Source organism: Microvirga sp. P4_A5 (assembly GCF_056402495.1).
This window is the reverse complement of record NZ_JBFUHH010000060.1, coordinates 1-26,162: the sequence shown is the minus strand read 5'-3', so window position 1 is coordinate 26,162 and position 26,162 is coordinate 1. Positions and strand designations below refer to the sequence as shown.

23 protein-coding genes are annotated in these 26,162 nt (G+C 58.3%); 9 read left to right on the top strand and 14 right to left on the bottom strand.

Annotated features, from left to right (window positions below):
• The 13 genes from AC1DVM_RS15380 to AC1DVM_RS15320 form a co-directional block, all read right to left on the bottom strand.
• A partial coding sequence (locus AC1DVM_RS15380; RefSeq protein ID WP_477255617.1) for a mannose-1-phosphate guanylyltransferase/mannose-6-phosphate isomerase occupies positions 1 to 1,357 on the bottom strand: 1,357 nt, incomplete at its 3' end.
• Positions 1,358 to 1,491: 134 nt separating this feature from the next.
• The gene (gene fcl, locus AC1DVM_RS15375) at positions 1,492 to 2,445 is read right to left on the bottom strand and encodes a GDP-L-fucose synthase (protein ID WP_477255615.1); all 954 of its coding nucleotides are present in this window, start codon (positions 2,443 to 2,445) and stop codon (positions 1,492 to 1,494) included.
• A 242-nt stretch (positions 2,446 to 2,687) separates the two neighbouring features.
• Positions 2,688 to 4,019: an O-antigen ligase family protein gene (locus AC1DVM_RS15370; RefSeq protein WP_477255613.1), complete on the bottom strand. Its 1,332-nt coding sequence runs from the start codon at positions 4,017 to 4,019 to the stop codon at positions 2,688 to 2,690.
• Positions 4,020 to 5,408 carry a right-handed parallel beta-helix repeat-containing protein gene (locus tag AC1DVM_RS15365; protein WP_477255611.1) on the bottom strand — a complete coding sequence of 463 codons (1,389 nt, stop codon included), beginning with the start codon at positions 5,406 to 5,408 and terminating at the stop codon, positions 4,020 to 4,022.
• Complete coding sequence (locus AC1DVM_RS15360; protein ID WP_477255609.1) at positions 5,405 to 6,274, bottom strand: ATP-grasp fold amidoligase family protein; 870 nt, start codon at positions 6,272 to 6,274, stop codon at positions 5,405 to 5,407. Before AC1DVM_RS15360 ends, AC1DVM_RS15365 begins: the two co-directional genes overlap by 4 nt.
• Before the next feature lie 167 nt (positions 6,275 to 6,441).
• Positions 6,442 to 7,887: an oligosaccharide flippase family protein gene (locus AC1DVM_RS15355; protein ID WP_477255607.1), complete on the bottom strand. Its 1,446-nt coding sequence runs from the start codon at positions 7,885 to 7,887 to the stop codon at positions 6,442 to 6,444.
• A gap of 91 nt (positions 7,888 to 7,978) precedes the next feature.
• Positions 7,979 to 8,968: a glycosyltransferase family 2 protein gene (locus tag AC1DVM_RS15350; RefSeq protein ID WP_477255605.1), complete on the bottom strand. Its 990-nt coding sequence runs from the start codon at positions 8,966 to 8,968 to the stop codon at positions 7,979 to 7,981.
• 27 nt (positions 8,969 to 8,995) lie between these two features.
• Positions 8,996 to 9,775, bottom strand: coding sequence for a class I SAM-dependent methyltransferase (locus tag AC1DVM_RS15345; RefSeq protein WP_477255603.1), 780 nt, complete (start codon positions 9,773 to 9,775; stop codon positions 8,996 to 8,998).
• The gene (locus AC1DVM_RS15340; RefSeq protein WP_477255601.1) at positions 9,762 to 10,835 is read right to left on the bottom strand and encodes a glycosyltransferase family 4 protein; all 1,074 of its coding nucleotides are present in this window, start codon (positions 10,833 to 10,835) and stop codon (positions 9,762 to 9,764) included. Before AC1DVM_RS15340 ends, AC1DVM_RS15345 begins: the two co-directional genes overlap by 14 nt.
• 43 nt (positions 10,836 to 10,878) lie before the next feature.
• On the bottom strand, positions 10,879 to 11,967 hold the full coding sequence (locus AC1DVM_RS15335) for a GumC family protein (RefSeq protein ID WP_477255599.1): 1,089 nt from the start codon (positions 11,965 to 11,967) through the stop codon (positions 10,879 to 10,881).
• 33 nt (positions 11,968 to 12,000) lie between these two features.
• Positions 12,001 to 12,642, bottom strand: a complete 642-nt coding sequence (locus AC1DVM_RS15330; RefSeq protein WP_477255597.1) for a WecB/TagA/CpsF family glycosyltransferase — start codon at positions 12,640 to 12,642, stop codon at positions 12,001 to 12,003.
• A gap of 115 nt (positions 12,643 to 12,757) precedes the next feature.
• Positions 12,758 to 14,542, bottom strand: a complete 1,785-nt coding sequence (locus tag AC1DVM_RS15325) for a polysaccharide biosynthesis/export family protein (RefSeq protein WP_477255595.1) — start codon at positions 14,540 to 14,542, stop codon at positions 12,758 to 12,760.
• A 1,231-nt stretch (positions 14,543 to 15,773) separates the two neighbouring features.
• A complete protein-coding gene (locus AC1DVM_RS15320) occupies positions 15,774 to 15,995 on the bottom strand; it encodes a hypothetical protein (protein ID WP_477255593.1) in 222 nt (73 codons plus the stop codon).
• Between the two features lie 194 nt (positions 15,996 to 16,189).
• Between AC1DVM_RS15320 and AC1DVM_RS15315 the strand changes: the two genes are divergently transcribed.
• From AC1DVM_RS15315 to AC1DVM_RS15280, 8 genes are all read left to right on the top strand, one after another.
• Entirely contained in the window at positions 16,190 to 17,317 is a 1,128-nt protein-coding gene (locus AC1DVM_RS15315; protein WP_477255591.1) for a mandelate racemase/muconate lactonizing enzyme family protein, read from the top strand.
• Between the two features lie 4 nt (positions 17,318 to 17,321).
• Positions 17,322 to 18,347: an ABC transporter ATP-binding protein gene (locus AC1DVM_RS15310; protein WP_477255619.1), complete on the top strand. Its 1,026-nt coding sequence runs from the start codon at positions 17,322 to 17,324 to the stop codon at positions 18,345 to 18,347.
• Positions 18,344 to 19,348, top strand: a complete 1,005-nt coding sequence (locus AC1DVM_RS15305) for an ABC transporter ATP-binding protein (RefSeq protein WP_477255589.1) — start codon at positions 18,344 to 18,346, stop codon at positions 19,346 to 19,348. Before AC1DVM_RS15310 ends, AC1DVM_RS15305 begins: the two co-directional genes overlap by 4 nt.
• The gene (locus AC1DVM_RS15300; protein ID WP_477255587.1) at positions 19,305 to 20,315 is read left to right on the top strand and encodes an NAD-dependent epimerase/dehydratase family protein; all 1,011 of its coding nucleotides are present in this window, start codon (positions 19,305 to 19,307) and stop codon (positions 20,313 to 20,315) included. The genes AC1DVM_RS15305 and AC1DVM_RS15300 overlap by 44 nt, the downstream gene beginning before the upstream one ends.
• Complete coding sequence (locus AC1DVM_RS15295) at positions 20,308 to 20,766, top strand: RidA family protein (RefSeq protein ID WP_477255585.1); 459 nt, start codon at positions 20,308 to 20,310, stop codon at positions 20,764 to 20,766. The genes AC1DVM_RS15300 and AC1DVM_RS15295 overlap by 8 nt, the downstream gene beginning before the upstream one ends.
• A 251-nt stretch (positions 20,767 to 21,017) precedes the next feature.
• Positions 21,018 to 22,460 carry an ABC transporter substrate-binding protein gene (locus AC1DVM_RS15290; protein ID WP_477255583.1) on the top strand — a complete coding sequence of 481 codons (1,443 nt, stop codon included), beginning with the start codon at positions 21,018 to 21,020 and terminating at the stop codon, positions 22,458 to 22,460.
• Between the two features lie 68 nt (positions 22,461 to 22,528).
• Entirely contained in the window at positions 22,529 to 23,473 is a 945-nt protein-coding gene (locus AC1DVM_RS15285) for an ABC transporter permease (RefSeq protein WP_477255581.1), read from the top strand.
• An 89-nt stretch (positions 23,474 to 23,562) separates the two neighbouring features.
• Positions 23,563 to 24,345: an ABC transporter permease gene (locus AC1DVM_RS15280; RefSeq protein ID WP_477255579.1), complete on the top strand. Its 783-nt coding sequence runs from the start codon at positions 23,563 to 23,565 to the stop codon at positions 24,343 to 24,345.
• 10 nt (positions 24,346 to 24,355) lie between these two features.
• Here the strand turns inward: AC1DVM_RS15280 and AC1DVM_RS15275 are convergent, their stop codons facing one another.
• On the bottom strand, positions 24,356 to 25,075 hold the full coding sequence (locus tag AC1DVM_RS15275; protein ID WP_477255577.1) for a FadR/GntR family transcriptional regulator: 720 nt from the start codon (positions 25,073 to 25,075) through the stop codon (positions 24,356 to 24,358).
• A 67-nt stretch (positions 25,076 to 25,142) separates the two neighbouring features.
• Here AC1DVM_RS15275 and AC1DVM_RS15270 point away from each other — a divergent pair.
• Positions 25,143 to 26,162, top strand: a 1,020-nt coding sequence (locus AC1DVM_RS15270) for a thiamine pyrophosphate-binding protein (protein ID WP_477255575.1), incomplete at its 3' end; no start/stop codon positions are given.

The following is a 26,162-nucleotide window of genomic DNA, read 5'->3' as shown; positions in this document are numbered from 1 at the left end:
CCTCGATGATCTCGAGTGGGATCAGACCCGGATTGACGAGGCGGTGTACTGCGCCGATGGGGATCTGGGCCGCCTCGTTCTCGTGGAGAACAAGGACTTTCGCGTCAACCGTCACTTCAGCGGTCCCTTTGACGATAATCCAATGCTCAGCCCGATGATGATGCTTTTGGAGCGACAGCCGGCCGCCGGGTTTGACGAAGATCCGCTTGACTTGGAAGCGAGGCCCGAGGTCGATCCGCTGATACCATCCCCAAGGACGATACATCCGCAGATGTTCGTCCGCTTCTGGGCGCTTGCTGGCCCTCAACTGCGTTACAAGATCCTTGACCCGCTCGGATTTTTCCCGGCTCGTCACCAGCACCGCGTCCTGGTGGGCGATGACGACGATATTGTCCAATCCCACCACAGTGGCCAGAAGGTGTTCGCTGTGAACGAAGTTGTTCTTCGCATCGAGGAGCTCGACCTGGCCATGGATCACGTTGCCATCAACATCCTTACCCGAAGCGTCCCATAGGAGACCCCAGGTTCCGATGTCTGACCACGGAAACTCAACCGGAAGAACACCCGCTTTCGCCGTCTTCTCCATCACCGCATAGTCAATTGATTTCTTTGGAGCGCGTTGGAACGCGGTCTCATCGAGCCTCACGAAATCCAGATCCGTGACGGCCTGCTCAAGCGCCGACCGCGCGGCCTCAAGAATGGCCGGCTCGAACTGCTCCAGTTCGTCCAGCATCGTCAGGGTCCGAAAAGCGAAGTAGCCGCTGTTCCAGAGAAAACCCTCCTCAATGTAACGCGCGGCAAAAGCTGCGTCGGGTTTCTCGACGAAGCGGTCTACGAGAAACGCACCGGTTTCGGCGATGGGCTCCCCCGGCTTGATATAACCATAACCGGTTGCCGGAAATGTCGGCCGGATACCCATGGTCATGATCTTGCCTGTTTGCGCGACCCGTCCAACTGCTTGGCAGGCGTCCACAAAGGCGGCGTCGTCACCGATGATATGGTCCGCCGCAAGGACCACCACGACGGCATCCTCCTGCCGCTGGGCAGCATGACAGGTCGCCACCGCAACAGCCGCCGCCGAATCGCGCCGGGTCGGCTCGAGAATGATGTCGGCGCTCAGGCCGATCTCGGCGAGCTGTTCGGCGACAATGAAGCGAACGTCGTTGCTGGCCAGCACCACCGGTCGCTGGAACACGCCGGTCTCGGAGACGCGCCTTGCCGTCATCTGGAAGGTGGAGAGGTCTCCCAGAAGTTTCAGGAACTGTTTGGGCAGGCTCTCGCGGGAGGCCGGCCAAAGCCGGGTCCCGGAGCCACCGCACATAATGACGGGGATAATGTCGGCGCTCGAGGCAGTCATAGGGCAGGATCCCGGGGGTTGCAAAACTTGCAAAAGACAGTCTGCCAGGCGACTTTGGATCGTCGCCTTTCTTAGCTAAAATCTGCGCGCCGGCTACTGCGTCCAAGGCCAGCACGCCCGCAGTGATATCGCCGTCAGGCAACCCGTAAGGTGGAGTGATGGTCGAGGAACCACGCGTATGTCTTTTCGAGACCTTCCCGGAGTTGGGTCGTCGGCTCCCAGCCCAACGAACGCAAGCGTGTGATGTCGGTCACCTTCCGTGGGGTGCCATCCGGCTTGGAACTGTCGAATGCAAACTCACCCTTGTAGCCGACCACGCCGGCGATCTGATCGGCAAGCTCGGCAATACTGACGTCGGTACCCGTACCGATGTTGATATGGAGCCGATCGGAATAGCACTCCATCAGGAAAACGGCCGCATCCGCCAGATCGTCGACGTGCAGGAACTCACGCCGCGGCGTGCCCGTCCCCCAGATCGTCACCACCTTGCTTCCCGCCACCTTGGCATCGTGGATCCGGCGCATCAGCGCGGGTAGCACATGACTGTTGGCGAGGTCGAAATTGTCGTTGGGCCCGTAGAGGTTGGTCGGCATGGCGGAGATAAAATCCAGCCCGTGCTGCACACGATAGGATTCCGCGAGCTTCAGGCCCGCAATCTTGGCGATCGCATACCACTCGTTGGTCGGCTCGAGCACGCCCGTCAGCAGTGCCTCTTCCTTGATCGGCTGCTCGGCGAATTTCGGATAGATGCAGGTGGAGCCGAGGAAAAGCAGTTTCTCGACGCCAATCGCCTGGGCGGCGTGGATGACGTTCGTCTGGATGGCAAGGTTGTCGTAAAGGAAGTCGGCCGGATAGGTGGAATTGGCGAGAATTCCGCCGACTTTCGCCGCAGCGAGGATAACGGCTTGCGGCCGTTCCCGTGCAATCCAAGTCTCGACATCTTCCTGACGGCGGAGATCAACGGCATTGCGGTCGACTGCCAGGACGTGAACGCCTTTCAGCGACAAAGCCCGTACGATTGCCGAGCCCACCATTCCCCGGTGGCCAGCGACCCAGACACGCTTATCCTTGAGCCGAAACTCTGCCATGTCGACTGCTCCAGAAATGTCTAAACAATGTCACCGACAAGGTGACTTCTACAGATAGAGGGCGGCAAAACGCAGGATCGGGACTGTCGCTCCACCTCCGCTTCTCCACTCGGAAATCTTCTCTCGCGCCGCCCGTTGACGCCAGGCCCGGGAATGCTCTGTCCCCCGTGACCAATAGCTCGCTCTAAGGTAGTCCTCATTGTAAGACCTAGTTTGGTAAACCATGCTTTCCACATCCCGCATTACAACGGCTCACGCCTCATCGACCTGTTTCCAATTTTCGGTGCCGTCATAACGGCTGCGACGGCTAACAGCATGCTGTTCAGGTTATTGGGCACGACAAGCGTACTCTCGACGAAATTGTGGACACTGATGAGAAAAATAATCAGTGCAGGGAGTGTCGCAAAGCGCACATCGCTTGGCCGGGATGCGAATACCAGCCGGATACCAAGCGCCCCCAGCCACGCTAGGATGATGAGGCTTAAGGAAAGCCCGATTGCTCCCAGATAGACCAGGCACTCCAAATAACCGTTATGAAGGTTGACAATTTGAACGCCGGTAGCGTTCGTCAGCCGTTCCCCAAGTGTGAGCATGCCTGCGTAATATCCAAGGCCCATTAGCCAATTGTACTCGCCGACCAATTGAAGAACATAATACCAGAGGATGGTGCGACCGGTGAGGTTACTTTCCCTGCCCAATAGAGCGAGGCCAATGGCTGCAATCTCATTAAAGAACGCTGCCACAACGAGCCCAGTGACCAGGGCCGCGGCGGCGACGATGATCCTGACACGCAGCGTCTGCCAGGCGGTCGCCACCAGAGAGATGTAAAGGATCGACGTCAGCGCCGCGATTGCAAGTCCGGCGCTAGAACCGGTGCCGAGAAGACAGGCCAGTGTTGCGCTTGTAGCCACGACCCATGGAACCATGCCACCGAGGCTTTCACGCCCAATCGCCAGTTGAAAGACCAAAGCGGCCGCGGCCCAAAGGCCCAAAGTGTTGCGGTGCGCAAAAATACCTCGCCAGGATCCTGCATGGACTGCCTGGACCGCATCGAAGGACTGGTGCACGCCATACCGAGGGAACAAGAGGACGAAACAAAGGCTCATCAGCACGGCAACCGTGAGGCCGCGACAAACAAGAATGGCGGCGTCACGGGGCGCGTAGGCGGAAGAGAGCGATAGCCCAAAGAGGATCGTCCCACTGAAAGCGAGAGCCCGGCGAAACGTGAGCGCAGGGTCCGGGGACCATACCGTCGAGAGCAGTGCCAGAATTGGCAAAAGTAACAAGTACCATGTTCGGCTGAGGGTTCCGGTCGTACCCTTTCCGCTTACCAGCAGGAGGGTTGCAGTCAAATAGAATGTCCCAAGTATCGCCTGCGAGAGAAGCGAGCCTGCGCCGGCGTCCTGGGCAGTTCGCAGGTCGCCGCCACCCGTTTGCACGACGAACCCACCCCCCACAAACAGAAACCCGATCAGGTAGAACATATAAAGCGAACGGCTGAGGTGAACGCCCGGATGCCCATCTCTGGCTCTCGCGAAGCGCGTCTCATCCAATTGTCTAATTGTGGACACCATCTAGTCATCCGCCGGCTGGAGAGCGCCGATTGCAACGTATTCTGGCGGCCTGGCGCGGCCACTCAGGTCATGCAAGACCGTGYCGAACTGGGTCACGCCAGTCGCTCTTGCCGGCGACCCTACGTCGACCCGAAAGTCGGGTTCCTTGGCCGAAGGTTCCGGCTGCAGAAACTTTGGATCGACGCCGAACAGATTGTCAGGGTACGCCTCTTGAAACCCACGCGCGGGAGACTGGTTGACTGAGGCGTTGCCAGGCATTCCATTAAAGGTAAGATTTCGTTGCCACAGAACGTCAACACTGCGATGAGTTGGTGTTGATCCGTCCATGATCGCCGTGTTGAACCGGTTTATGGTGGGATCGGCGACGCCGATATTATTTACCCATTTGCAGTCGCTCGAATCGACATTGCTGAGCTCCCCTCGCCATGACGCGGGGTTTTTTGGATCTCTGTTGTTATAGCAGCAGGTGTTGTTTCGAATGATGGCATGATCGCTCAAAAACACATGAACGCCCCGGCCTCCATTGCGGTAGCACAAATTGTTCTCGATAAGCGTGCGGTATCGATAAGCACCGGCCGGATGGCGCTGCTGTGAATTTTTTGAATCATCGTAAATGATGCCATTCCCATCCGAATGCTGCGGTTCAGGTTCCCCCGGCAGCTTTATGGCCATGTTGTCCCTGGAGATATTTCTGCGAATGATGATGCGGAAGGGCATCTCATCGCCATCAACGGCTCTCGGCGCATAAACGGAAATGCCCGAGCCTTGGTAACTGTTGGTGGCACAATTTCCGTGACAGATATTATCCTCGACGATGTAGAAGTCTCCGTATGACAGGCTTATCCCGCTTCCAGCATTATCATGGCTGAGATTGCCAGCGACACGGATGTGTGAGGGTCCATTTTGCTTCGGATCGCCGTTGATGAACGTCGCTTCGATACCGTGGCCATCGCCGCCTGCCTGAACGTCGAAGCCTTCCACTGAAACAAATTCATTGACGATCGCAATTGCGCTGTAGGTGTTCTTTGGCGACCGGATCTTCGCGCCATGCGGAACGAGTGACCGCAGGGTAAAGTACCCGCTTGAGTTGCCTCCGGGCGTGACAATGACCTGTTCAGCATAAGTGCCCGGCAGGACGATCACTGTGTCGCCGGCGCCGAGACGGGGGGTCTTCTTCAGCGCCGCTGTGATGGTGGCGAAAGGCGCGTCGAGAGTCCCAGGTCCTTCGTCACTTCCGTCAGGGGAGACATAGATTGCCCGTCCGCCCGGGCCAATGCCTTGCGCCCGGCCGCCACGCAAGCAAGCAAACAGCAGCCCTCCAAGCATGAGCGTGCGTCTGGTCGGGCCGGCCAATGTGCGGCAATCAATGGTCGGCGCGCGGAACCTCATCGCGCGGGCCCGTTCTGTTTAACCACCCGAGTGTTGGCTTCGCGAATCGCTTTCATAACCGAGACGCCAAAACTCTCGCGAGACAATGTACCGGCAGCGCCCGCTGACGCAAATGTCAACTCGCCGAAGTAAGGCGTTCCATCGACCTCATATAGGTCGACGCGAACAAAGTGGAACCTTTCGGACAGCCGCTGCGCAATCTGCACCATGCGGCGGAAGTCTTGAGGCGGGTCAATGGCATAATCTGGTGGCGCGAATTGGTAGTGTACATCAATCGGCGCGAAGTTCTCATCCACCAAAAGTCGCCGATGACCCGAAAAGCGACCCACGTCTACTTGACAGAACAAAAACTGTCCGCGCGCGCAAAAGAACTTGTAATCCATCGGAGCGCCACAGGCATCCGAGAGATCTTCTTCAATGATGATTTTCCTGTCGAGCGATCGGTACTGGCTCTCGCGGGATATCTCGTAATAATCCCGAGACGCATTCTCGCAGAAACGTTGAACTGCATCCTCGCCCTTTTCCGGGGAAAGAAACAGGACGCAGCCGGAGCCATGCGTCGGCTTCGCGACGGCAGCTTGCCCGAGATACTTGGAAATTCTTTCGGATATGTCCCCCAGTGCCGTGTCACGATTGATGGCGATGACATCGATCGTTTTTGCCACTTTCACGTCGGGACAAAGCACTGAGACGAACATCTTCGCGTATTCTTTATCGGTGCAGAACCGTTCAAGCAGACTCCAATTAWCATTCTTGATGCGTTCAAATAGGAAATCATTGAAGCTGGCGTTTGAATCTGTTGACCGAAGGGGCCAACGCCCGTGGGCGCGTACGAATTGTGCTTTTAGAATAAAGGCATTCAGCACACGTGTTCGGGGCAGCTTTCTCTTAAGCCAGATGAAGCTCCTTCGGCCTACGCTTCGGCCTAATGATATGATGCGATCAAACCGCTTGGCTGAGGCAGGGCCGCGATCTATGAGGTAGCCGCGCGCGGGGGACGCCTCATGTGGGGGCGCCGAAAAAGCCTCTCCAGTCATCTCGCATTCCTCCAGCCGTTCTGCCAGGACCGGCCGCCACTTCCACATAACAGCAATTTGACGAGTTTCGTTTCACCGGCAGTGATCATTGCTGCTGCGGCGAAACTTGCAGTTAGTCCAGCGGCGAGGACTTGGGTGATTAGGGCCTCGTCCGGGAGGTGCGCCAACGTCGTTCGTCCAATCGCGTATGCGATAAGTGCTATGACGGTGTCCCGCAGGAGCGTTGCGACTTGCAGACCCCAGCCGAGACAGAAGGCGCGGCGCGTCTCGTAGGCAAGGACCAATGCACCGCCGAGAGCGGCGCAGGGAACCGCAAACGTGACTCCGAGCATTGAATACTGTCCGAACGCTAGCATGCCAATGAGAATGATCGCAGTTTCCAAACTCGCGGCACTAAATGAGGCAGTTGAATTCCCGATTGCACGAAGGGCGATTGCGGGCGGCATGCGTCTTATCAGGATAAGCGAGGCCGCTAGCGGACCAAGTAAAAGCCAGGCGACTGGCGACCAGGCAGGCCCGAGCAAAAGCACGATAAGTGGCTGGCTCGCCGCTGCGAACCCCGCCAGTATGGGAAGCGCAACGATCATCGCCAGCCCCTGCGTGCGGAGCACCAGAACAGCGAGGTCGCTTCGTGATGTCTGATGGAGGGAGAAATGCGACAAACCGACGTTGTAGGCGGCCTGGAGCACACCACCGAAAAGGCTTTCAGTGATGCGTATCGTCATACTCCATTGGCCCGCGGCAAGAATGCCATGCCAATTGGCGACGCCGATCAGCACCATTCGGGTCGTCGCGTGGCTGAGAAGTTGGCTCGCTATGATGGGTCCGCAGAAGCGTAACATGGGTGCGAGGCGCGCCATTGCAATCCGGAAGCGCGGCACTCTCTGCGCAAGCATGAGCAAAGCTGATGCGATTGTGGCCGAAGACACGAGGTATTGGATCACAAGACTCCAGACACCGGCGCCAAGAAAAGCCGAAAGGACCCCAAGGAGCCCGCCCACGACCGAACCGGCAATCTGCACGTGCGCGACGGTCCGAAAATCCAGCGCCCGTCTACGGACGGCCTTCAATGTTTCGGATAATGCCGCCATTGGTAACAGCGGGAGGAAGAGCAAGATCAACGTTGCGATGCGCGGCGTGTTCAATGCGCCAGCGATCAACGGGGCGGCTGCGGCAGCCAAAACCACGAAAATAAGAGCAAGGATAAGTGCTGCGGTGAAACCGACGTCAAAATCGGCTTGCTCCAGGTCTGGCGTTCGCACAAGGGCGTCATGCACAAGGCTGTTGACCCCAATCTGCAATAAAACCACTATCACGAGGGCGACCGAGCCCGCACCAAAGGCCTCGACCCCGATCAGGCGCGCGATGACGAAGACACTGATTGCACCGCTCAGCAGGGCGCCGAGCGCTTCAGCCAATGGCCACGGAAGAGAACGAAGCATACGACCAAGACCCAAGCCCGAAGTCACAAGAGCCTCCGGCAGGTTATCAAAGCAGTCTGGCGCTGGTCCTCGACAAAACTTGCGAGCGGCCTCATCGTCGCGCCCTATGTGGAGTGCTCGCCTCTATCTCTCGGGCACCGGTCGTCCCCCGCTCTAGTCTGGGACGGTGGATGGTGGAAAGAATGCGCTGCTGGAAATCGGTCGCAAGGTGACGTACGGATGGGCTTGCCAGAGCGAGTAGGTAATACGCGGCCCGAACTGGATTGATGGCCCGTTTGAGGCAGGCCAGTGCGATTATGCGACCCGGTTTTGCGTAGGGATCATGTTGCAAGTGGGATGCCACCACTGCCGAAGCAGCGAGAAAGGCTCGCTCGCCGATCTGGTTTCGGTGCCGCTCAAGCCACGCGAGGCGCTGGGGGGAATATGCCGGGGACCGGCGCGGACGATCTGACCCGTCGTCGTAGATCGTCAGAGGCCGGGCAAGCATTTCGAAAACTGCGCCACTTTCCTCGAGACGGAGGGCGAAGGTCCAATCGTCATGCATGTCCTCCTCAAACCGCACTGTCCGCGCAAGCTCAGTTGCAAGCATGAGCATGCTCGACTGGACGATTCCACCTTGAAGAAAAAGATAGGGACCAACCTTGTCGCTTTGCGACATCAAACGCCGTGGCGCAATCCGGCTGCGTTTCCCACGCACTTGTTGTCGCGTCAGCGACACGAGACGGGTCCAATCTGGGCATTGCGACAAATGCGCCACTTGCGCGGCAATCTTTTCTGGATGCCATTCGTCATCGCTGTCCAGAAATGCCACCAAATCGCCCTGTGCCGCGTCGATTCCGGCGTTGCGAGCCAAAGCGGCGCCGCAGTTCTTTGGCATGCGCACAAACCGAACAGGTGGCCCGTCTTCCATCGCCGCGACGGCCTCCTCGAGACCATCGCTCGATCCGTCATCGACAATGACGAGTTCGATGTTCCGATAAGTCTGGTCGGCAACTGTTTTGACCACGGCCGGGAGGAAGGTGCGTCTGTTGTAAAAGGGGACGATGACGCTCACCTTTGGGTCGCTCAAGTCCACCGCCATAGTACGCACCTCCCAATCTGCTCAGATTCATCCATGCACTTTGTCACTTGGCCGCGATTCACTAGCCTCGATTTGATGACCTTCAGGTTCAGCGTGTTTGCGTGCGATGAACGTGAGATCGACGTACCGGTCGTGGATTTTTCCACCCGTGACCGTTGCGATGAACCGCGCAACGAGGCGGGTGGCGTGACGCAAGGGTCCTGTCCCGCGCTGCGAATACGAACCGACGCCTATCTCGTCTTCAAGCGTAAGACCCTTGACTTCGCAGTAGCGGCGGAAACCACCGCGTGAAATGACGTCGTCGTAAAATGTCGGGTAGGGAGCAAAGCCTGGCTTACCCGCATCCCTTATCTTCCACGCATGTCGATAATAGAAACAGATCAGCGAGTGGGGAAGTCGGCGCCCGAGAAACGACTGGACACCTTCGACGTCAGGCACCCGAACGATCAAGAGACCACGCGGCTTTAGCGACCCTACGAGGTTGTCGAGCGCTGTCTCAGCGCCCTCGATATGCTCCAAAACAAATGAGCTGTACACAACGTCGAAGCGCTCGCACGGAAGGTCGACCGTCCGCAAATCCCCAACGATGGCGTGGGTGAGGTCCTTCTTTACGTGTTTGCGATGCTCAAGGGCAGCAGAATCCAGGTCCACGCCTGTGGTAACGCACTGGACGCCCGGGAGATTGAAATACCATTCTCGACCACAGCCGGCTTCAAGAACCCGCAAAGGATCCCCCTTCGTCGCTTGCCGCGAAATACATCCTTCCAAGACCCGCAATTCGTCGGAGTAACTCTCAATTATGCGCATTGGCGAACTCTCGATTGGGTACATCGCGGGCAACTGCGCCGTGCCAGATGCCGGCAAGGGCCTCTGCGTAAACGGAGAGATCGAAGTATTTGCCATGGTCGATCAAGGCGGCTTCGCCCATGCGTTGCCTCAGCGGCCGATCGTCAATCAGCCGCCCTATCGCATGGGATAGGGCCACAACGTCTCCAGGTTCGACCAGCAGCCCGTTGTGGCCATCTTTGACGACTTCGGGAATGGCGCCAACAGGCGTCGACACCACAGGCACGCCGTAAGCGAAGGCTTCCAGAATAACCATCGGCAGATTCTCTGCCCGTGACGGCAGAACAAGGACGTCGGTATTTTGCAGAAGCGCGTCGCGCGCGCGCAGTTCCAGCCAGCCAGGTATATCGATCCGCGACGCCAGTCCAGCGACGTCGGCTTGTTCCCGAGCTTCCCCGATGGCACCATCGCCGGCGAGTGTCGCCGCCCACCCTGCGTTATCCTTGAGTAGGGCGAGGGCTGAGAGGAACTCGGCTGAACCCTTGCGACTGCCTAATTGGCCGAGAAACGTAATGCGCAACGGTTCGCTTGCTGCGGCAGGACGCGACGGCGATGACGCGGCTTTGGTCGCATTCTTGAGTACAATAACCTTGCCCTTCAAAGACGGAAGCCGGTCCAGAACGACCTTAGACCAGTAGTCGCCGAGAACGATGGTGCGGCTCGCGTGGAGGAACATCTGGTCGATCTCGTGCCGAATAGTCGGATGGCTCTGTTCCCAGAACTCACGGTAATCCGTGCCGTGCAACTGAAGGACGTAGGGTTTCGAGAAAAGACGCGCCGCACGGGCCAGCATCGCCTTTCGATAGGTGCTTCCCCGGCCCGAAAGGTGAATGTGCAGCAGGTCTGCTTTGTTGGACGCCACCAGGCTTGCGAACCGCAGCAATGCCATTGCAAAGATGGGCTGCGCGGCGAGAAGGCCTCCCTTGCCCCGCGTGACAATTGGATGGCAAACCACTCCTAGGTTAGGCCGGTCGTGCATCTCGGCAAGGATCGAGTCGTTCAGACGATCAATCCCGCCCATTCCGTTCGTCCCGTATGGCGTTGCTACGACAACGTCTATTGGATCAATCATGAGTGAATTCATCTTTCCGTAGTCTGACACCTTGCGGACCCGCAGTGTTTGGCTCACCCCCGCGCAGAACAGAGAGGGCCACGGCGATGGCTCCACCTGTCGCAAAGGCAATTGCCAGGATGAGCATCGTTTTCGGAGAACTTGGCCGCTGGGGAGGCTGTGCAGCCGCGATGACGCGCACGCTTGCGGTAGGGTAGGATTCTCGCTGAACAGCCTCGGCAAAGGCCGTGTAAAAGTTTTGGTAGATCTTTCGGTACGTCTCGGCGGTCAGCTCAAGTTCCTCAAGCGTCGCGGGCTCGCCAATGGCACCGGCTGACTCTGCAGTGTTGTTGCTGCCGATCCGGAAATCCTGCCTGGCGCGAAATTGTTGGACGCGGCGGGCTGCGGCGTTCATTTGCACGCGAAGCTTCGCTATCCTCTCCTCAAGCCATTCGCTGGCGAAGCGTGCGGCATTTGCCCGGACATCGACGAGGCTTTGGATGTAAGATTGCGCAACCTCGTTTGCGATCTTTGCAGCAGTCTCCGGATTACTCGCGGTATATCGAATGTTAATGACGTTGGAGACGCCAACTCTCTCCACCACAACCTTGTCCTGGAACTTCTCCACAGCGTTCCAGATCTTTGCATCCTGTGTTACGGAACTCCCATCCTGTGTCCAGCCCAAGGTTTGCAGAAATGTGGAAATGATGTCGTTTCCCGCGCCGAACGACTCATCTCCTACGAGTCCCAGCCTGGCAATAACATCAGCCGCGATTGTGCGAGATCTGAGGGAGACCATATGTGTCTCGATGAGAACGCCTTCAGGCGCGGCGCTGGACTCAACACTGGGATCACGCAGTATCTGAGGAAGTCGCGTGTCCACAATCACTTGAGCCTGACCAGTGTATCGGGGCTCCGCCAAAAAAAGGTAGGCAATCCCGATGACCAGACTGACCACGAGACACACGGCGAAAGTGGCAACGTTGGCCCTCAACAGAGATGTGATGTCGGAAAATGAGACATTTTCCCGACGAAGGTCCTCATCGTAGAGGTGTTGTTGTCTTGTGTTGCGGTCCAGCATCCGTTCAACATCACCTTTCAAGCGGCAGTCAGAGACAAGGAGAGCAGCGAACGATCAACTTCCGGTTTTTAAAGTCATCACGCGGCGACTGATCGTTTCGAGCGCAGCGCGCAGCACAAACTGCGGCGCCATAAGAAGATATCGGCGCCACAGGCGTTTGGGTTCGCTGAAGAGTCGGTGCGCCCATTCGAAACCACTTTCGCGCATCCATCGTGGGGCACGGCGAACTTGTCCCCCATAGAAATCGAACGCCGCGCCGACGCCGATCGAGACCGAGCCGATGATCTTTGCCGCATTATCAAGCATCCAGATTTCCTGCTTCGGGCAGCCCAGTCCAATCCAGACGATGTGCGGTTTGGCGGCCCTGATCATACCGATTGAAGTACTGACTTCTTGCTCTGAAAGAGGCCGAAACGGCGGGGCCTGAACGCCAACGATCTGCAGGCCCGGATTAAGGGCCGTGAGGTTTTTGGCAACCAGTTCCGCGACGCCATCCTTGCCGCCATACAKGTAAATCCGCCACCCGTGTCGCGCGGCGCGCTCACTGACTTCGAGCATGAGGTCCGGCCCACATACGCGACTTATCGCATGTTCACCCCGGGACCGAGCCGCCCAGACGACCGGCATCCCATCTGGCAGAACGAGATCGGCGTTTTGCAGCGCCCGCATGTGTTTCTCGTTCTTCTGCGCTTGCATGATGCTGTGAACGTCTGATGCGCAGACATATTTCGTATTTCCAGCGGCTACCCACTCGGCGATTATGTCAACTGTCCCTTGACGGTTCACAACAGCGACCGGGACACCGAGTATGTCACATTTTTGCACGGGTTCCCCCGCCATTTGGGTTCGGTTTTTCGATTGGTGGAGGCGCGTGTAGCCCGATGGAGGCGTCGAGATCGTCCACTGATGGCGCGGGTATGCTCACCTTGATAGTGTCTCCCGGCAGGATAAGCGTCGTTTCTTGAGCCGCTAACGTCGCAATGGCGTCGGCTTTTCCGCGAAGTATCTCGACAGTGATGGTCGCGCTCTGTGTGGACGAGGTCCCCGGCACAGTGCCCGAGGCCAATGTTGCAGCGGTCACTATCTGATGATTGATGCGCTCGAGGCGCCCGGTGACCGAGCCCAGGTCGGTCAGCGTTTCCTTTCGAAGGCCCGCCTCAGTCTGAGCTAGCTCGCCGCCGATCTGCTGAATTTCCTTGTCAGTTGCCACTGCCTCCGCGCGAAGGCGCAATGTTTGGATATCAGCCTCAATCGATTGACGTCGGGTCGCCATGAGCCTTTGTTGGCTGGTAATGCCTCGACTAAAGTTATCGCTTACGTCGCCCTGTTCCTTCTGAGCGACAGCAGCGAATTCGATGTTCTTTTCGATCTGCTGATTTAAGAAGGCGAGCCGCTTCTGCAGGAGTAGGTTCGTCTGATTGAGCTGAACTGTCCGCGTCTGCTGCATTTGCTGAATGGAATGAAACAGACTGCTTTCATATCCCATGGCGGTTTTTGCCAAGGGCATGCTGGACTCCACGAGCGCCGAGGGAGATTCAATCTCTTTTTTCTTATCCAATGTCGCTTGCAGTCGCGCCCGGTGGGCGAGTAGCGAAATTCGCTCGGCCATTAATTCCCGCAACTGGCCCGCGCCATTGATTCGGTCGCGGCGCGCGCCGACCCGGTCTCCGGCTACACCCGCTTGAATTCCGCCAGCGACTGTGATGGCCTTGATGACGTTGAAGTCCGGGCGATAGGCATACTCGCCAGGATTTGCAACGTCGCCGAGGATATAAAACGGCCGATAACGGACGACCTCAACCGACACGTCCGGCGCCTGCGCAAGGTCAAGCCGCTCCTGAAAACGTTTGGACACCCGCCGTCCCGTTTCGACCGTCGTCAAACCGTCCACATCGATTTCGCCAATCAGCGGAATGCTGAGCGCACCGGACGCGCTTACCGCATACTCGGCCCCGATTTCCTTCCACTCGAAGACTTCATTCTGAGAAGGGCGCCAAGCGACCAACCTGATCTTAAGAACATCCGACGGGCCGAGGCGATATGCGTCAGCATGCTCGGCTGAAAAAGCCGCTGCGGTATCGGGCGCCTGCGCCCGGAGCGTTGCTGGTAATGCGGCTGCAAACCCCACGCCGAAAGCTGCGCTGATCAGCAGGCGCGGCACTCTTCCGGCGCGGACGTGGGTTGCGCCGCGCAGGCGGCTCAATCTCATTGTCGAATAGCGGCCCCCGGGGCATGCTGCAAAATCGGAATCCTCGCGGGAATCCAGCGTCACAACGCGCCGCTCGTACCCACATCGACGAGATGCTTCTGCGGCACGAATGACCCCTTCGATGGGTGCTTCGCCGGTTGCGTTGACGGATGGACGAGCGTGAAGGCCCTTGGTCACCAGCAGGGATGTCAAAATCCTCGTGATTGTCGGATACGACTCCAACACGCGCTTTGTCCGGTAAACACATAACCTATGCCGTATAAACAGAAAAAGCAGTATTGCGCAGATAATAAACGACAAATATTCAGCCCCGGCAGGCGCAGAAATACCATCGTACGACAATGCCAACACGGTTCCTGTCAGCACGATGACGGAAACGTCCCGCACCAAAGGCTCATGGGCAACACGAGGCAAAAAAATGCATTCTTTATTGGAATGCATTACCGCGGGGGAAATCAGATTCCTAAAGGGACCCTTGCTTGCTGCGTGTCGTGGTAGTGTCAAAACTCAAACTCCAGGCGAGCGGTGAGCATAAGAAAGTGTGAGATGGTCCGCTACAAAACTTTCGTACTCATAATGGAGTATCGTGACCGCAGCGTTTTGACGCGCCGGGGCTAGGTTTAGGCTCTCCTCGACGTGGTGTTAGCGTCCCGGCGGTTTTAGGAGGACGGTCCCGGAGCGTTCACGGTTTGTGGAGGTCGGGGTGGACGGGGCGATGATCGGCTACTGCTCCCGTCGCCCGGGCGCTACGAGATTACGCGCCTAGATGCGCGAGTTGGCAACGCCCGGCGTCGTTTCGGCTATCGAAGGCCGTTCGTGCTTCTGCGGCGCGAGCCGAGACATCTGGCCTCAACTGGATTTGCCGCCTGTATCGCGAGGCCTCGACCGGGGGCAATTGTCATCCCCGCCGGCGGGCCGTTGCCCCTGCCGACGGGTATCCAATACCCTTAGCTTCTGCCGCGGGTCTCCGAACGCGAGAGGCCATCACGCTGCACAACCGGAAAGATCTGCGCGCTGGCCTCTCTCCTCGCGTCACAGGGCGTACCAATCGCCGCGGTTCTACAACCCAGGGGACTGCGCGACGCGTTAGAGCGGAACCCGACCTGATGGAATCGAGAGGGATTCCCATATGTGGAACGACCCTGCGGTCAAGGGTTCTCTGACACTGATTTTCGGCGGGGATCGGTGCGCCCATATGTCCGGCCTTCGAATGAGTATCGCTTTGCGTCTTTGGAGATATGGAAGTGTTTCGCTACCCCACCTGCGTCTGGTGTTCTTAGAATGCGCCCTGTGGAGATTCTCGAGGCCCGCCTATGACCAAGGAGGGACACTGTCCAATTCGTTTGGAGACCATAATCTGTGTTAATCTCATATTGCGTCACGGCCGGCGCTAACGCGGCCTCGGCTCGCAGCGGTCCCGCTTGCAACTTCTGAGCCAAACAATCCTCTGCAAGCAAACCACGGGACTTTGCGACGCGCTACAGCGTAAACGGGGCTTTCACTTCCCGCAGAACCGACGACGCCAAAAATTCCAACAGTCTCAATCGAAGCGGCTGATGTCGATCTCCTGAATCATCGCTCAGGGATTCAGAATCCCCCTCAATACATAACCGTAATGTTAATCCAGTTCTCCAAGCCCCAGCCTTTCGAATTCTATGCGCAATGCAGCCTCAACGATGATAGTCGCTTGGTCATCGCGAATTTCGAGGCGCAGCAGCTCGTGATGGGCAAAGGAGCCGTAGGCATAAGCCTGCTTCTTGGCCTGTTCGGGCGACATATGGCAGATATAATCAAACATGGCTTCTGTCAGCTGCGCTACGATTTCGCGTCTCACTTCCATATGGAACCTCCCCTAGGTTTGGTCGCGGCCGCATTGGCCCGGGCATCCGGGGTCGGCCTGCCTCAAGGATCACTGTCCTCTGGTGTTGGGAGCGCGGTGGCAAAAACGGTTGCCAACTTAGTCTAATTGGCGCAACAATGGGCCCACATTGATGTGGAATTGGTTCATTCTGGTTCAGCAAAGCGGTGGAATCCTTGCAGATTAAAGATATCAGCTTTATCCCGCTTCAGGTGCAACTCTCCGAAGCCTATGGCATGGCCAAGTCGCTGGCTACAGCCCGACAGAGCACGGTCGTCCGTCTCCTGCTGGAAGATGGAACCGAGGGCTACGGAGAGGCATGGGGAATGCCGTCCGTTAATCAGGCCTATCTACCTTTTATCAACGCCAACATCGTGGGAACCAATGTCCTCGACGCAGAGCAAACGTTTTCCAGAATTCTCGCGCGACATTATCACTTTGGCATGCAGGGTCCGCTCATCGCTTGCTTGTCGGGCGTCGACATTGCTTGCAAGGACGCCGCAGGAAAGATGTTGGGCGTTCCAGTGCACCGCCTTATTGGAGGCAAGAGGTGGGATAGCGTTGCGATTTATGCCTCCGGTGGTTACATCACCGAGAACTCCGACCGAGATTTTGAGCCGCAGATTGCGGCCATGGCCGAGGCCGGGCATAGGGCGGTAAAGATCAAGATCGGCCTTTCGCCAAAGTCGGATGAGTCTCGCACCGCGTTAGCCCGCAAGATCCTGGGCGACGACGTTGATCTCATGGTCGATATCAATTCTAACTATACTTACGACCTGGCCCGCGAGAGCATCTCGCGGCTCGAAGCATACCGAATTGGGTGGGTGGAAGAACCTCTTTCGCCGCAGGACTTCGCTGGATACGAACAATTGCAGCGATGGAGTCCGGTCCCAATTGCTGTTGGGGAGGCGCTTTACACCGCGTTTGACTTCAAGCGCCTTGTCGAGCGGCGTGCGGTGGACATCCTTCAGCCCGACCTTTCCCTTTGCGGTGGGTTTTGGCAAGGCCGTGCCATCGCCATGTTGGCTACGCTTGAGCATCTGCGCGTGTCCCCCCACGTCTGGGGGAGCGGGATTGGGCTCGCCGCCGCCGTGCATTACGTCGCCGCACTACCGGGCTATCCGCATGCAGAGAACGTGCCGAAGCCGCCGCTCGTTGAATATGACATCGGTGCGAACCCCCTGCGCGAAGCGCTGCTAAAGAACCCGTTGATACCGGTCGATGGTGCGATTGCTGTCTCCGACCTGCCTGGCCTCGGTATAGAAATCAACTGGGATGCAGTGGAACGCTATGCAATTCGGTAGCGGAATGGCAACTCCGGCACCGCGTGAGTTGTCGGAAAAGCACGCGCTGCTCGAGATTGAGAACCTCCGGACGTTCTTTCACACGGATGCCGGTATTGTCCGTGCCGTCAACGGTGTGACTTTGAACATCCGCCAGGGTGAGACCCTGGCCATCGTAGGCGAATCCGGTTCTGGAAAGTCCGTGACCGGCCTAAGCGTCATGCGGCTCCTTGGGCGCACGGCAGGGCGAGTGGAAGCGGGCGTGATCCGGTTTTATGGAAGAAGCGGCCATGCCACTGATCTTCTCGCCCTCTCTGAGGCTGAAATGGCGAAGATCCGTGGGCGCGATATCGCCATGATCTTTCAGGATCCGATGTCCAGTTTAAACCCGGTTTTTTCCGTCGGCGAGCAAATTGCCGAACCGATCCGGATCCACAAGGGTGCGAGCCGCAAGGAGGCGCGGCGACAGGCGATTGAGTTGTTGCGACAGGTCGGGATGACCGATCCCGAGGTCCGCGTTGACAATTACCCACACCAGCTTTCGGGAGGAATGCGGCAGCGCGTCATGATAGCGATTGCGCTGGCGGGCGATCCCTTGCTTCTGATTGCGGATGAACCGACGACCGCGCTCGATGTAACCATTCAAGCGCAGATCATCGCCCTGCTCAAACGCCTCCAGACGGAGCGCAACATGGCGATGATTTTTGTAACGCACGATCTCAAACTCGTCGAAGAAATCGCCGATCGGGTAGCCGTGATGTATGCAAGTGAGGTCGTCGAGCAGGGGCCGGTTGCCGAAGTTCTTGCTCAGCCGCGACATCCCTATACCCGCGCGCTTCTCGATTGTACGCCCCATGGAGGTTCGCACCGTCGTCGGCTCCAGCCCATTCCCGGCGGTCTTCCGAGCCCGTTAGCGCAACCCGCAGGATGCCGTTTCCACCCACGATGCCATTTCGTGGCCGATCGGTGCAAACTTACCGAACCCGCCCTGGAGGTTACGGCGCACGATCACGTGACCCGCTGCATGCGTTGGCGGGAGATTTCCCTGTGAGTTCTGGTCATGAAATAACCCAACCTGGGTACAATCCTGTCCTTGTCAGTGCGCGGGATATCACCAAAGATTTCGGCATTGGGGGCGGCGTTCTCGCACGGCAGGGGAGGCCTGTCCGCGCGGTTGATGCGGTCTCCCTTGACGTGCGGCAGGGAGAGGTTCTGGGCGTCGTCGGAGAGTCGGGATCCGGCAAATCCACGCTCGGCAGATTGTTGCTTCGGCTCGTCGAACCGACGGGGGGGGCTGTCCATTTCGATGGCCAGGACCTCTCTATCATGTCGCCTTCCACCTTGCGGAAGTTCCGACGCCACATGCAGATGATCTTTCAGGATCCCTATGCGAGCCTGAACCCCCGCATGACAATAGGCGATGCCCTGCTGGAGTCCCYGCGTCTCCATCGCGGCCTCTCTAAATCCGAGGCTGAAGACGCCGCAATTGGCCTGTTGGGACAAGTGGGACTCACGGGCGAGCATTTCAGGCGCTACCCGCGTGCCTTCTCCGGCGGTCAGCGGCAGCGCGTGGCCATCGCCCGCGCACTTGCCTCGCAGCCTCGCTTTATTGTTGCGGACGAACCGGTGTCCGCTCTGGACGTCTCCATCCAGGCTGAAGTCATAAATCTGCTTCAGGATCTCCAGCGCGAACTACGACTCTCCCTGATGTTTATCAGCCATGATCTTTCCGTCGTGGAGATCATGGCGGACCGAGTGATGGTGCTCTATCTTGGCCGGGTCATGGAGATCGCGCCAACCGACGCGATTTACGCTCATCCCGCCCATCCCTATACCGTCGCACTGATGCAAGCCGCGCCCGGCGCGGCGCGGAATAAGAAACGGATTGTCCTATCCGGGGAAATTCCGAGCCCGCGCAACCCGCCATCCGGCTGCGTTTTTCGCACGAGATGTCCTTTTGCGATAGCTGCCTGTGCAGAAACGCGGCCGGCCCTGCGCAAAGTGAGCGATGACCATTACAAAGCGTGTATTCGCGATGACCTCAGGCTGTAATCTCTTGCCCGACAGTCCCACGGGCGAGCGTGTCCTCGTCATCGGTGGCCGTGGCTTCGTCGGCTCGCACATTGTGCGGACACTTGTTCGAGCGGGCATTAGGCCGCAGCTTTTTGGCCCTCCTATGATGGAAGACCGCCTTGCAGATATCGTGGGTCATTTCGATGAGCACGAGGGGTCGATCGAGTCCGCAGAGGGGCTGCGGCAGGCCTTCCGCAAATCCGGGGCGCAGAGCGTCATCTCCTGTGCAGCCCACGGGGTAGGTCGGCTGGGGCTCATGCAATCCGGCGAGGCGGAGGCCGACGCTGCAATGGCGATCAATGTAATGGGTTTGCACAAGCTGATGAGCTGCGCCAGCGAGGCAAATGTGCGCCGGGTCGTGTGGATGAGCTCGACCGTAGTTTACGGGCCCTCTTCGGCCTATCCGGTTCAGCCGGTCGACGAAGACGAACGTCCGGCGCCTCGAACCTTTTACGGGCTGACGAAGACAATGGCGGAAGAAGTCGCCACTTTCTACAGCCGACGTCACGACTTGTCCGTCGTTGGGCTGCGCCTTCCCCTCATCCTTGGCCCGGGTCTCTGGTACGAGGGCGCCGCCGCAAAGCTTGCTCAGATGTTCGACGCTGCCCGAACCGGAGCGCCCTATTGCCTTCGCTTCCACAATGAGAGCGTCGACCTCATGCATGTCAGCGATGTGGCCGCCGCCGTGATGGCAGTTCTATGGTATCCCGGTCATCTCGATCCCACTTATAATCTCGAAGGCTTTAAAGCCCGAGCTTCGGAATTGGTCGCCGAGTTGGTGCGCCAAGAACCGGAGGCCAGCATTACCTTTAAGAGCCTGCCAGCAACTATGCTGTTCCCACTGATCAGTGGCACTCGTTTGCGCGAGGCAACCGGCTTCGTTGCCCCCCACAATCTGAACGCCTTCACCACGGCGATGCTTGCGAAGGATACTGCACATGGTTGAAACGCGATTGGCTTCACTTGGAATTCGCTTGCCTGAGCCGGCAGAGCCGTCATTTAATTACCTTCCCGTTACGCTTCACCGCGGGGTTGCCTACGTCGCGGGCCAGCTGCCACAGGTCGATGGTGTCATCCGCGTCCAGGGTAAGGTCGGTAACCAAGTCAGTATCGATACGGCCCGGGAGGAAGCGCGGATCTGCATTCTGCAAGGACTTGCTTGTTTGCAAAGCGCGCTCGGTTCGCTCGACCGGATCGAGCAGGTTCTCAAGATAAACGGCTACGTCGCCTCCGCGCCGGGCTTCAATGATCAACCGAAAGTCCTCGACGCGGCCTCCGATCTTCTGGTCGAGATCTTCGGTGAAAGGGGCCGCCATGCCCGTGCGGCAGTGGGCGTCGCGGAGCTGCCGCGTGACGCCGCTGTTGAAATAGAAATGACCGTTGCCTACCGCGACTGAATGAGAAGGGTGCATGCCAGTTGCGACTTGATGCGCTTCGGCGGGAAGGCTGGACCCGTAAAAGCGATTGCACTGCACTTCCGAGCCGACAGAGGGAAATCATGCTGAATTCAACACGGATTAAGCGCTCGCGTACGAGAATAGCGGCTTCGCTTATGGGACTTACGATGTTTGCGGGAGCTCATGCGGTAAGTGCAGAGGATCTTTACGGGCCGGTCCCGAAGGAGTCTCGCCCGGGGGGGACGTTAACGATGGGATCGCTTGTTGAGCCACCCGGTCTCGACCCGTTCCATCAGGGCGCCGATGCGCGTATCCGCGTGACCGTGTTGATGTATCAGGGTTTGTTCTACGAGGGAACAGACGGCGATGCCGTGCCCCTCCTTGCCGAGAGCTACGAAGTAACCCCCGATAAGCTCATTTATACAATAAAGCTCCGCAACGGCGTGAAATTTCACACCGGTCAGGCGATGGGCGCCAAGGATGTCGCTTACAGCTACAACTATATTCGTGATGCAAAAAACGGCTCGCCAGGTGCCGGTGACTTTACGGTGATTAAGGCGATCGACGTTCTGGACGACCGAACAGTAAAGATTACGCTCGCAGAGCCGAACGCGGCCCTGCCCATGACGCTCGGAAACAAATACGGCGCGGTGGTTCCAGACGGCTATTTCGACGCGCCTGACGCCAAGACGAAGTTGAATCAGGCCAGCGTCGGCACTGGTCCCTTCAAACTCGCTGAATTCAAGCCCAACAGCAATCTGATGCTGGTCAAGAATGCGGATTACTGGGAGAAGGGCGCCCCCTACCTCGATGGCGTCAATTTTGTATTCCTACCCAACAGCGCGAGCATGCTTGTCGCCCTGACCAACAAGCGCGTCGATCTCGCTGCGTTGACGCGGCCACAGGACGTGAAACAGGTCGAACGGGTTCCGGGCTTGAACATCGAGCGGTGGCCCTCACTGAACCAGAAGGCCCTAGACCTCGGTAGCGAGTATGGCCCACTTTCCGATGTCCGGGTGCGCCAGGCGATCGGGGTTGCGATCGACAAGGACGAGATCATGCGCGCGTCCATCGGCGGGCTTGGCAAGCCAATCGGGACAATGGTCGCCGCCATGCAGGATCGCTGGGGCGTGCCACTTGCACAACTGCCCGATCAAAAGCCAGACGTCGAAAAGGCGAAAAAGCTCCTTGCGGAGGCGGGGCATCCCAGTGGGATTGAGTTAAATCTCACAACCATTATCGGATACGATTGGATGGACCCGGCGGCCGTCACTCTGCGCGAGCAACTCGCGAAAGCCGGTATCAAACTCAACATCCAGCGGATTGAACTTGGGGTTTGGATCAAGAACTTCCAGTCGAAACAGATGGGCTTTACCTTCAATGATTGGGCGACGCAGCCCGATCCCAATCTGCTATTCTATCGGCATTTCCACAGTGCTCCTCAGGGTGCCGATTTCCGGAACTGGAAGAACGAGACGGCGAGCAAGCTCCTCGACGAGGGTCGTATTGAGAGCGATCCGGCGAAACGCAAGGAAATCTACGCCAAGTTTCAGAAGGAAATGGCGGCGACGGTGCCAACCGTCATGCTGTTCAGTGCCGACCATATTACGGTCCGCGGTGACAAGGTGAAGAACTACGTCCAGCACCCGACCGGCTGGTATTACGGCCTTGCGCGCACCTATCTCGCGCAATGAAAGACCCGGGACCAGGGGCTTCTGCATCCTGGTCCCGTTTACGGCAATAGGCCGCGGGAACGAGCGACATGGGTCTTTATCTGCTGAAAAGATTGGGAGCCTCTCTGGTGACCGCAATCTTGGCGACGCTCATCGTCTTCGTCCTCGTACGAAGCGTGCCGGGCGACGTAGTTGCGCAAATGTTGGGTCAAACGAGCGATCCGACGGCCGAGCGGTCACTGCGAGAGTTCTTCGGTCTCGACCAGTCGATCTTTAGACAATACTGGATCTGGACTTCACGCGTTGTGGTTGGAGATCTCGGAGTGAGCTGGACGAGAGGCCATCCGGTTTCGGGAATGATCCGCGACGCCCTCCAGGTCACGCTGCAGCTTGGATTTCTGACATTGATTGTTTCAACTCTCATCGGCGTCCCGCTCGGCGTTGTCGCCGGGATTTATGAAGGTCGCTGGCTCGACCGCTTCATCCAGTCCTTTAACCTGGTCGGTTTGGCCGCCCCGGTGTTCTGGGTTGGGTTGATGCTCCTCGTCGGGGTTTCCTCTCTCCTCGGATGGTCTCCGCCTCTCCTCTATGTGTCACCGACGGTTTCATTGACGGAGAACCTCTCCATCCTGGCGCTGCCCATCATCAGCCTTGGCATTCTCCAGGCTGCGGCCTATGCGCAATTCGTGAGGCAGAGTGTGGTGTCGGCGTTTCATCAGGATTATGTCCGGACTGCGATTGCCAAAGGCGTCCCTATCCGGATCGTCTTTTTCAAGCATGTGTTGAGAAATATCGCGATACCCCTTGTCACCTTCATGGGCTTGATCTTGATCCAGATTCTAGGCGGCGCCGTTATCATCGAAAGTCTGTTTGCCCTGCCGGGTCTTGGCCGTCTTCTGCTCTCGTCGATCGAGGCGCGCGATTACCCGGTCCTTCAGGGCGGGCTGCTCGTCGTGGTAATTATCGCCATGGTGGTCAATCTCGTGGTGGATTTGCTTTACCGGGTCATCGACCCGCGTGTGCGTCTAAGCTGAGGCCTTTCATGACAGTAGCCTCCCCAATGCGTACAGCAACGCCCCGAATCGGTATCAGTCTGGCTCACAGGCTCAAACGCGAGCCGGACTTGGCGATCGGCATCGTTCTCATGACGCTTGTCGCGATCGTGGCAATGTTCCCGGGCCTCTTCGCTTGGCAATCGCCGCTGTCAATCAACGTTGACCAGGCGCTCGAACCTCCCTCGTTGGCGCATTTGTTCGGAACCGACGACGTCGGACGCGATGTGTTCGCGCGAGTCATTCATGGCGCTCGGGTGACCCTGTCGATTTGCGCCGGAGCGCTCATCATCTCGGCGGTCGCCGGCGGTGCGCTAGGGTTGATCTCCGGCTTTGTGGGCGGGAGGGGGGACCTTTTGCTGGGGCGGCTAATCGACGTCATCCTCAGCTTCCCACCTGTTATCCTCGGCATCATGGTGACCGGCATTCTTGGTCCAAAAACCGTCAATCTCGTCTTCGCGCTCGCCATAGTCTATATGCCAGTGTTCTTCCGGATTGCCCGGTCCGGCGCTCTCTCGGAAGTCGGGCAGACGTATGTCGAGGCCGCGCGCAGCATCGGACTGTCGGAGAGTACAATCCTCTTTCGCCACGTCAGCCGGAACGTGATGCCCCTCATTCTGGTGCAGTACGTGATTCTGTTTCCCTTGGTCCTGCAGATTCAGGCCGCGTTGGGGTTTTTAGGTCTTGGGGTCCAACCTCCGACACCGGATTGGGGGGCGATTCTTCAGCAAAGCAAGGATTACATTTTGCTGGCGCCGTGGATGTCTGCGTTTCCAGGTATCGCGATATTGCTGACCGCGCTCTCGCTCATGCTCGTGGGGAGAGCCCTGCAGCGCCGTCTCGATCGACGGTAAGGAACGTCAACTAGCTTCCGCCAATCGACAGCAGGGTGCGGAGCAGGTTCGTCCGGATCAACTCCCGCGCCAAAGGCGCGTCGCGCCGCTGGAGAGCCTCCACGATGGCCTCGTTGTCCTTGATCGCAGCTTCCCGGACTGTGCTGACAGGAAGGCGGTGGCCGCCGGGACGGTTCCATTCTGACTGGCGACGCGAGGCCACGATGGTCTCGAAGACCTGCTCCAGAAAGGAATTTTTCGAGGCGCGCGTGACGGCCAGATGAAGTCCATATTTTGCTTCCTTGAATTCTCTCCAAGTCGCCGCGGACCGCATGGCCTCAAGATGGCTCGACAATGCAAGCAGTTCCTCATCTGTTGCCCGCTCGGTCACGAGCTCCGCCAGGTTTGGCTCGAATAACAGCCGCGCCTCGAGCAACTCACTCAGACTGAAATCCGGCTGCTGGGTTGCGGCGCGGGGAGCTCGCTCCACGGTTTCTGCGACGAAGCTGCCGCGCCCCACGTGACGGACGACAAGCCCCTCACTCACRAGGCGGCCCATCGACTTGCGAACCGTGTTGCGGGCGGCGGCGAACCGATCGGCGAGGACGCGTTCAGTCGGAAGGCGAGAACCCGGCGACATGCGTCCTGCTGCAATCTGACCCTTGAGGCTGCGGTAGATAGCTTGGCTGTCGGCTTCCGACTTCGCTCTCGGGCCGTCCGCCGCATCGCTGCTGGTTGGAAGTGCTGACATCGCTGGCCTTCTGGATCCGCTCAAGGAGGGCGTATCCGGTGTCCCTTAAAACCTCACAATAGTCAATTTGGTTGCGTATTGGCAAAACTTGCTTCGCATTTGGTTGGTTATGGCCCATATTGGTTTGGCCTTGTCATCTCATCAAACATTCGGGAGAAGGCCGTTGATTGAAACTGTGAGTTCCGTTGGCCGTACGGGTGGCCAGATTCTGGTCGAGTGTTTGAGACGGCAGGGCGTGGATTCAGCCTTTTGTGTACCGGGCGAGAGCTACCTGGCCGTTCTCGATGCACTTCACGACGCGCGTGATGAGATCAGCCTGGTTGTCTGCCGCCAAGAAGGCGGCGCGGCGATCATGGCCGAAGCCCACGGTAAGTTGACGGGCAAGCCGGGCGTCTGCTTCGTCACCCGCGGACCCGGGGCCACCAACGCGTCGACGGGCGTCCACACGGCGTTCCAGGATTCCACGCCGATGGTCCTGTTCATCGGGCAGGTCGGGCGCGCGTTTCGCGACCGCGAGGGTTTCCAGGAAGTCGATTTCCGCGCGATGTTTTCGCCGCTCGCCAAATGGGCCGCGGAAATCAACGATCCCAGTCGCATTCCGGAATATGTCCATCGCGCATTTCAGACTGCCTTGTCCGGCCGACCAGGACCCGTCGTTCTGGCCCTCCCTGAGGATATCCTGTCGGAGACCGTGCCCGGGGACATTGAAATTGGGTTGCCGTCAAAGGCTCTAAGGGGCGGGCCGCAGCACTCCGACATGGATGCCCTCGAAAGGTTACTGGAGCGGGCAAATCGACCGATGGTTTTGCTCGGCGGCGGCGACTGGAATGCCGATGCCAGACGAGCCATCATGGAGTTTGCCGGGAAAAACGAGATCCCAGTCGCTGTCTCGCTTCGGTGTCAGGATTATATCGACAATACGCATCCGAGCTATGTGGGCCATCTCGGGGTCGGCGCCGAGCCCAGCCTTGTTGCGCGCGTTAAAGAGGCGGATTTGCTTCTCGCGGTTGGTCCGCGACTGGGGGAGATGACGACCGCCGGATACACGATTCTCACGCCGCCTCGCGCCGACACGGTGCTGGTTGTT

Bases quoted from the DNA above. Each gene is read 5' to 3' on its own strand.
- fcl (WP_477255615.1), bottom strand. From the start codon at position 2,445: ATGGCAGAGTTTCGGCTCAAGGATAAGCGTGTCTGGGTCGCTGGCCAC.
- AC1DVM_RS15370 (WP_477255613.1), bottom strand. From the start codon at position 4,019: ATGGTGTCCACAATTAGACAATTGGATGAGACGCGCTTCGCGAGAGCC.
- AC1DVM_RS15355 (WP_477255607.1), bottom strand. From the start codon at position 7,887: ATGCTTCGTTCTCTTCCGTGGCCATTGGCTGAAGCGCTCGGCGCCCTG.
- AC1DVM_RS15350 (WP_477255605.1), bottom strand. From the start codon at position 8,968: ATGGCGGTGGACTTGAGCGACCCAAAGGTGAGCGTCATCGTCCCCTTT.
- AC1DVM_RS15345 (WP_477255603.1), bottom strand. From the start codon at position 9,775: ATGCGCATAATTGAGAGTTACTCCGACGAATTGCGGGTCTTGGAAGGA.
- AC1DVM_RS15340 (WP_477255601.1), bottom strand. From the start codon at position 10,835: ATGGGCGGGATTGATCGTCTGAACGACTCGATCCTTGCCGAGATGCAC.
- AC1DVM_RS15320 (WP_477255593.1), bottom strand. From the start codon at position 15,995: ATGGAAGTGAGACGCGAAATCGTAGCGCAGCTGACAGAAGCCATGTTT.
- AC1DVM_RS15310 (WP_477255619.1), top strand. From the start codon at position 17,322: ATGGCAACTCCGGCACCGCGTGAGTTGTCGGAAAAGCACGCGCTGCTC.
- AC1DVM_RS15300 (WP_477255587.1), top strand. From the start codon at position 19,305: ATGACCATTACAAAGCGTGTATTCGCGATGACCTCAGGCTGTAATCTC.
- AC1DVM_RS15295 (WP_477255585.1), top strand. From the start codon at position 20,308: ATGGTTGAAACGCGATTGGCTTCACTTGGAATTCGCTTGCCTGAGCCG.
- AC1DVM_RS15290 (WP_477255583.1), top strand. From the start codon at position 21,018: ATGGGATCGCTTGTTGAGCCACCCGGTCTCGACCCGTTCCATCAGGGC.
- AC1DVM_RS15285 (WP_477255581.1), top strand. From the start codon at position 22,529: ATGGGTCTTTATCTGCTGAAAAGATTGGGAGCCTCTCTGGTGACCGCA.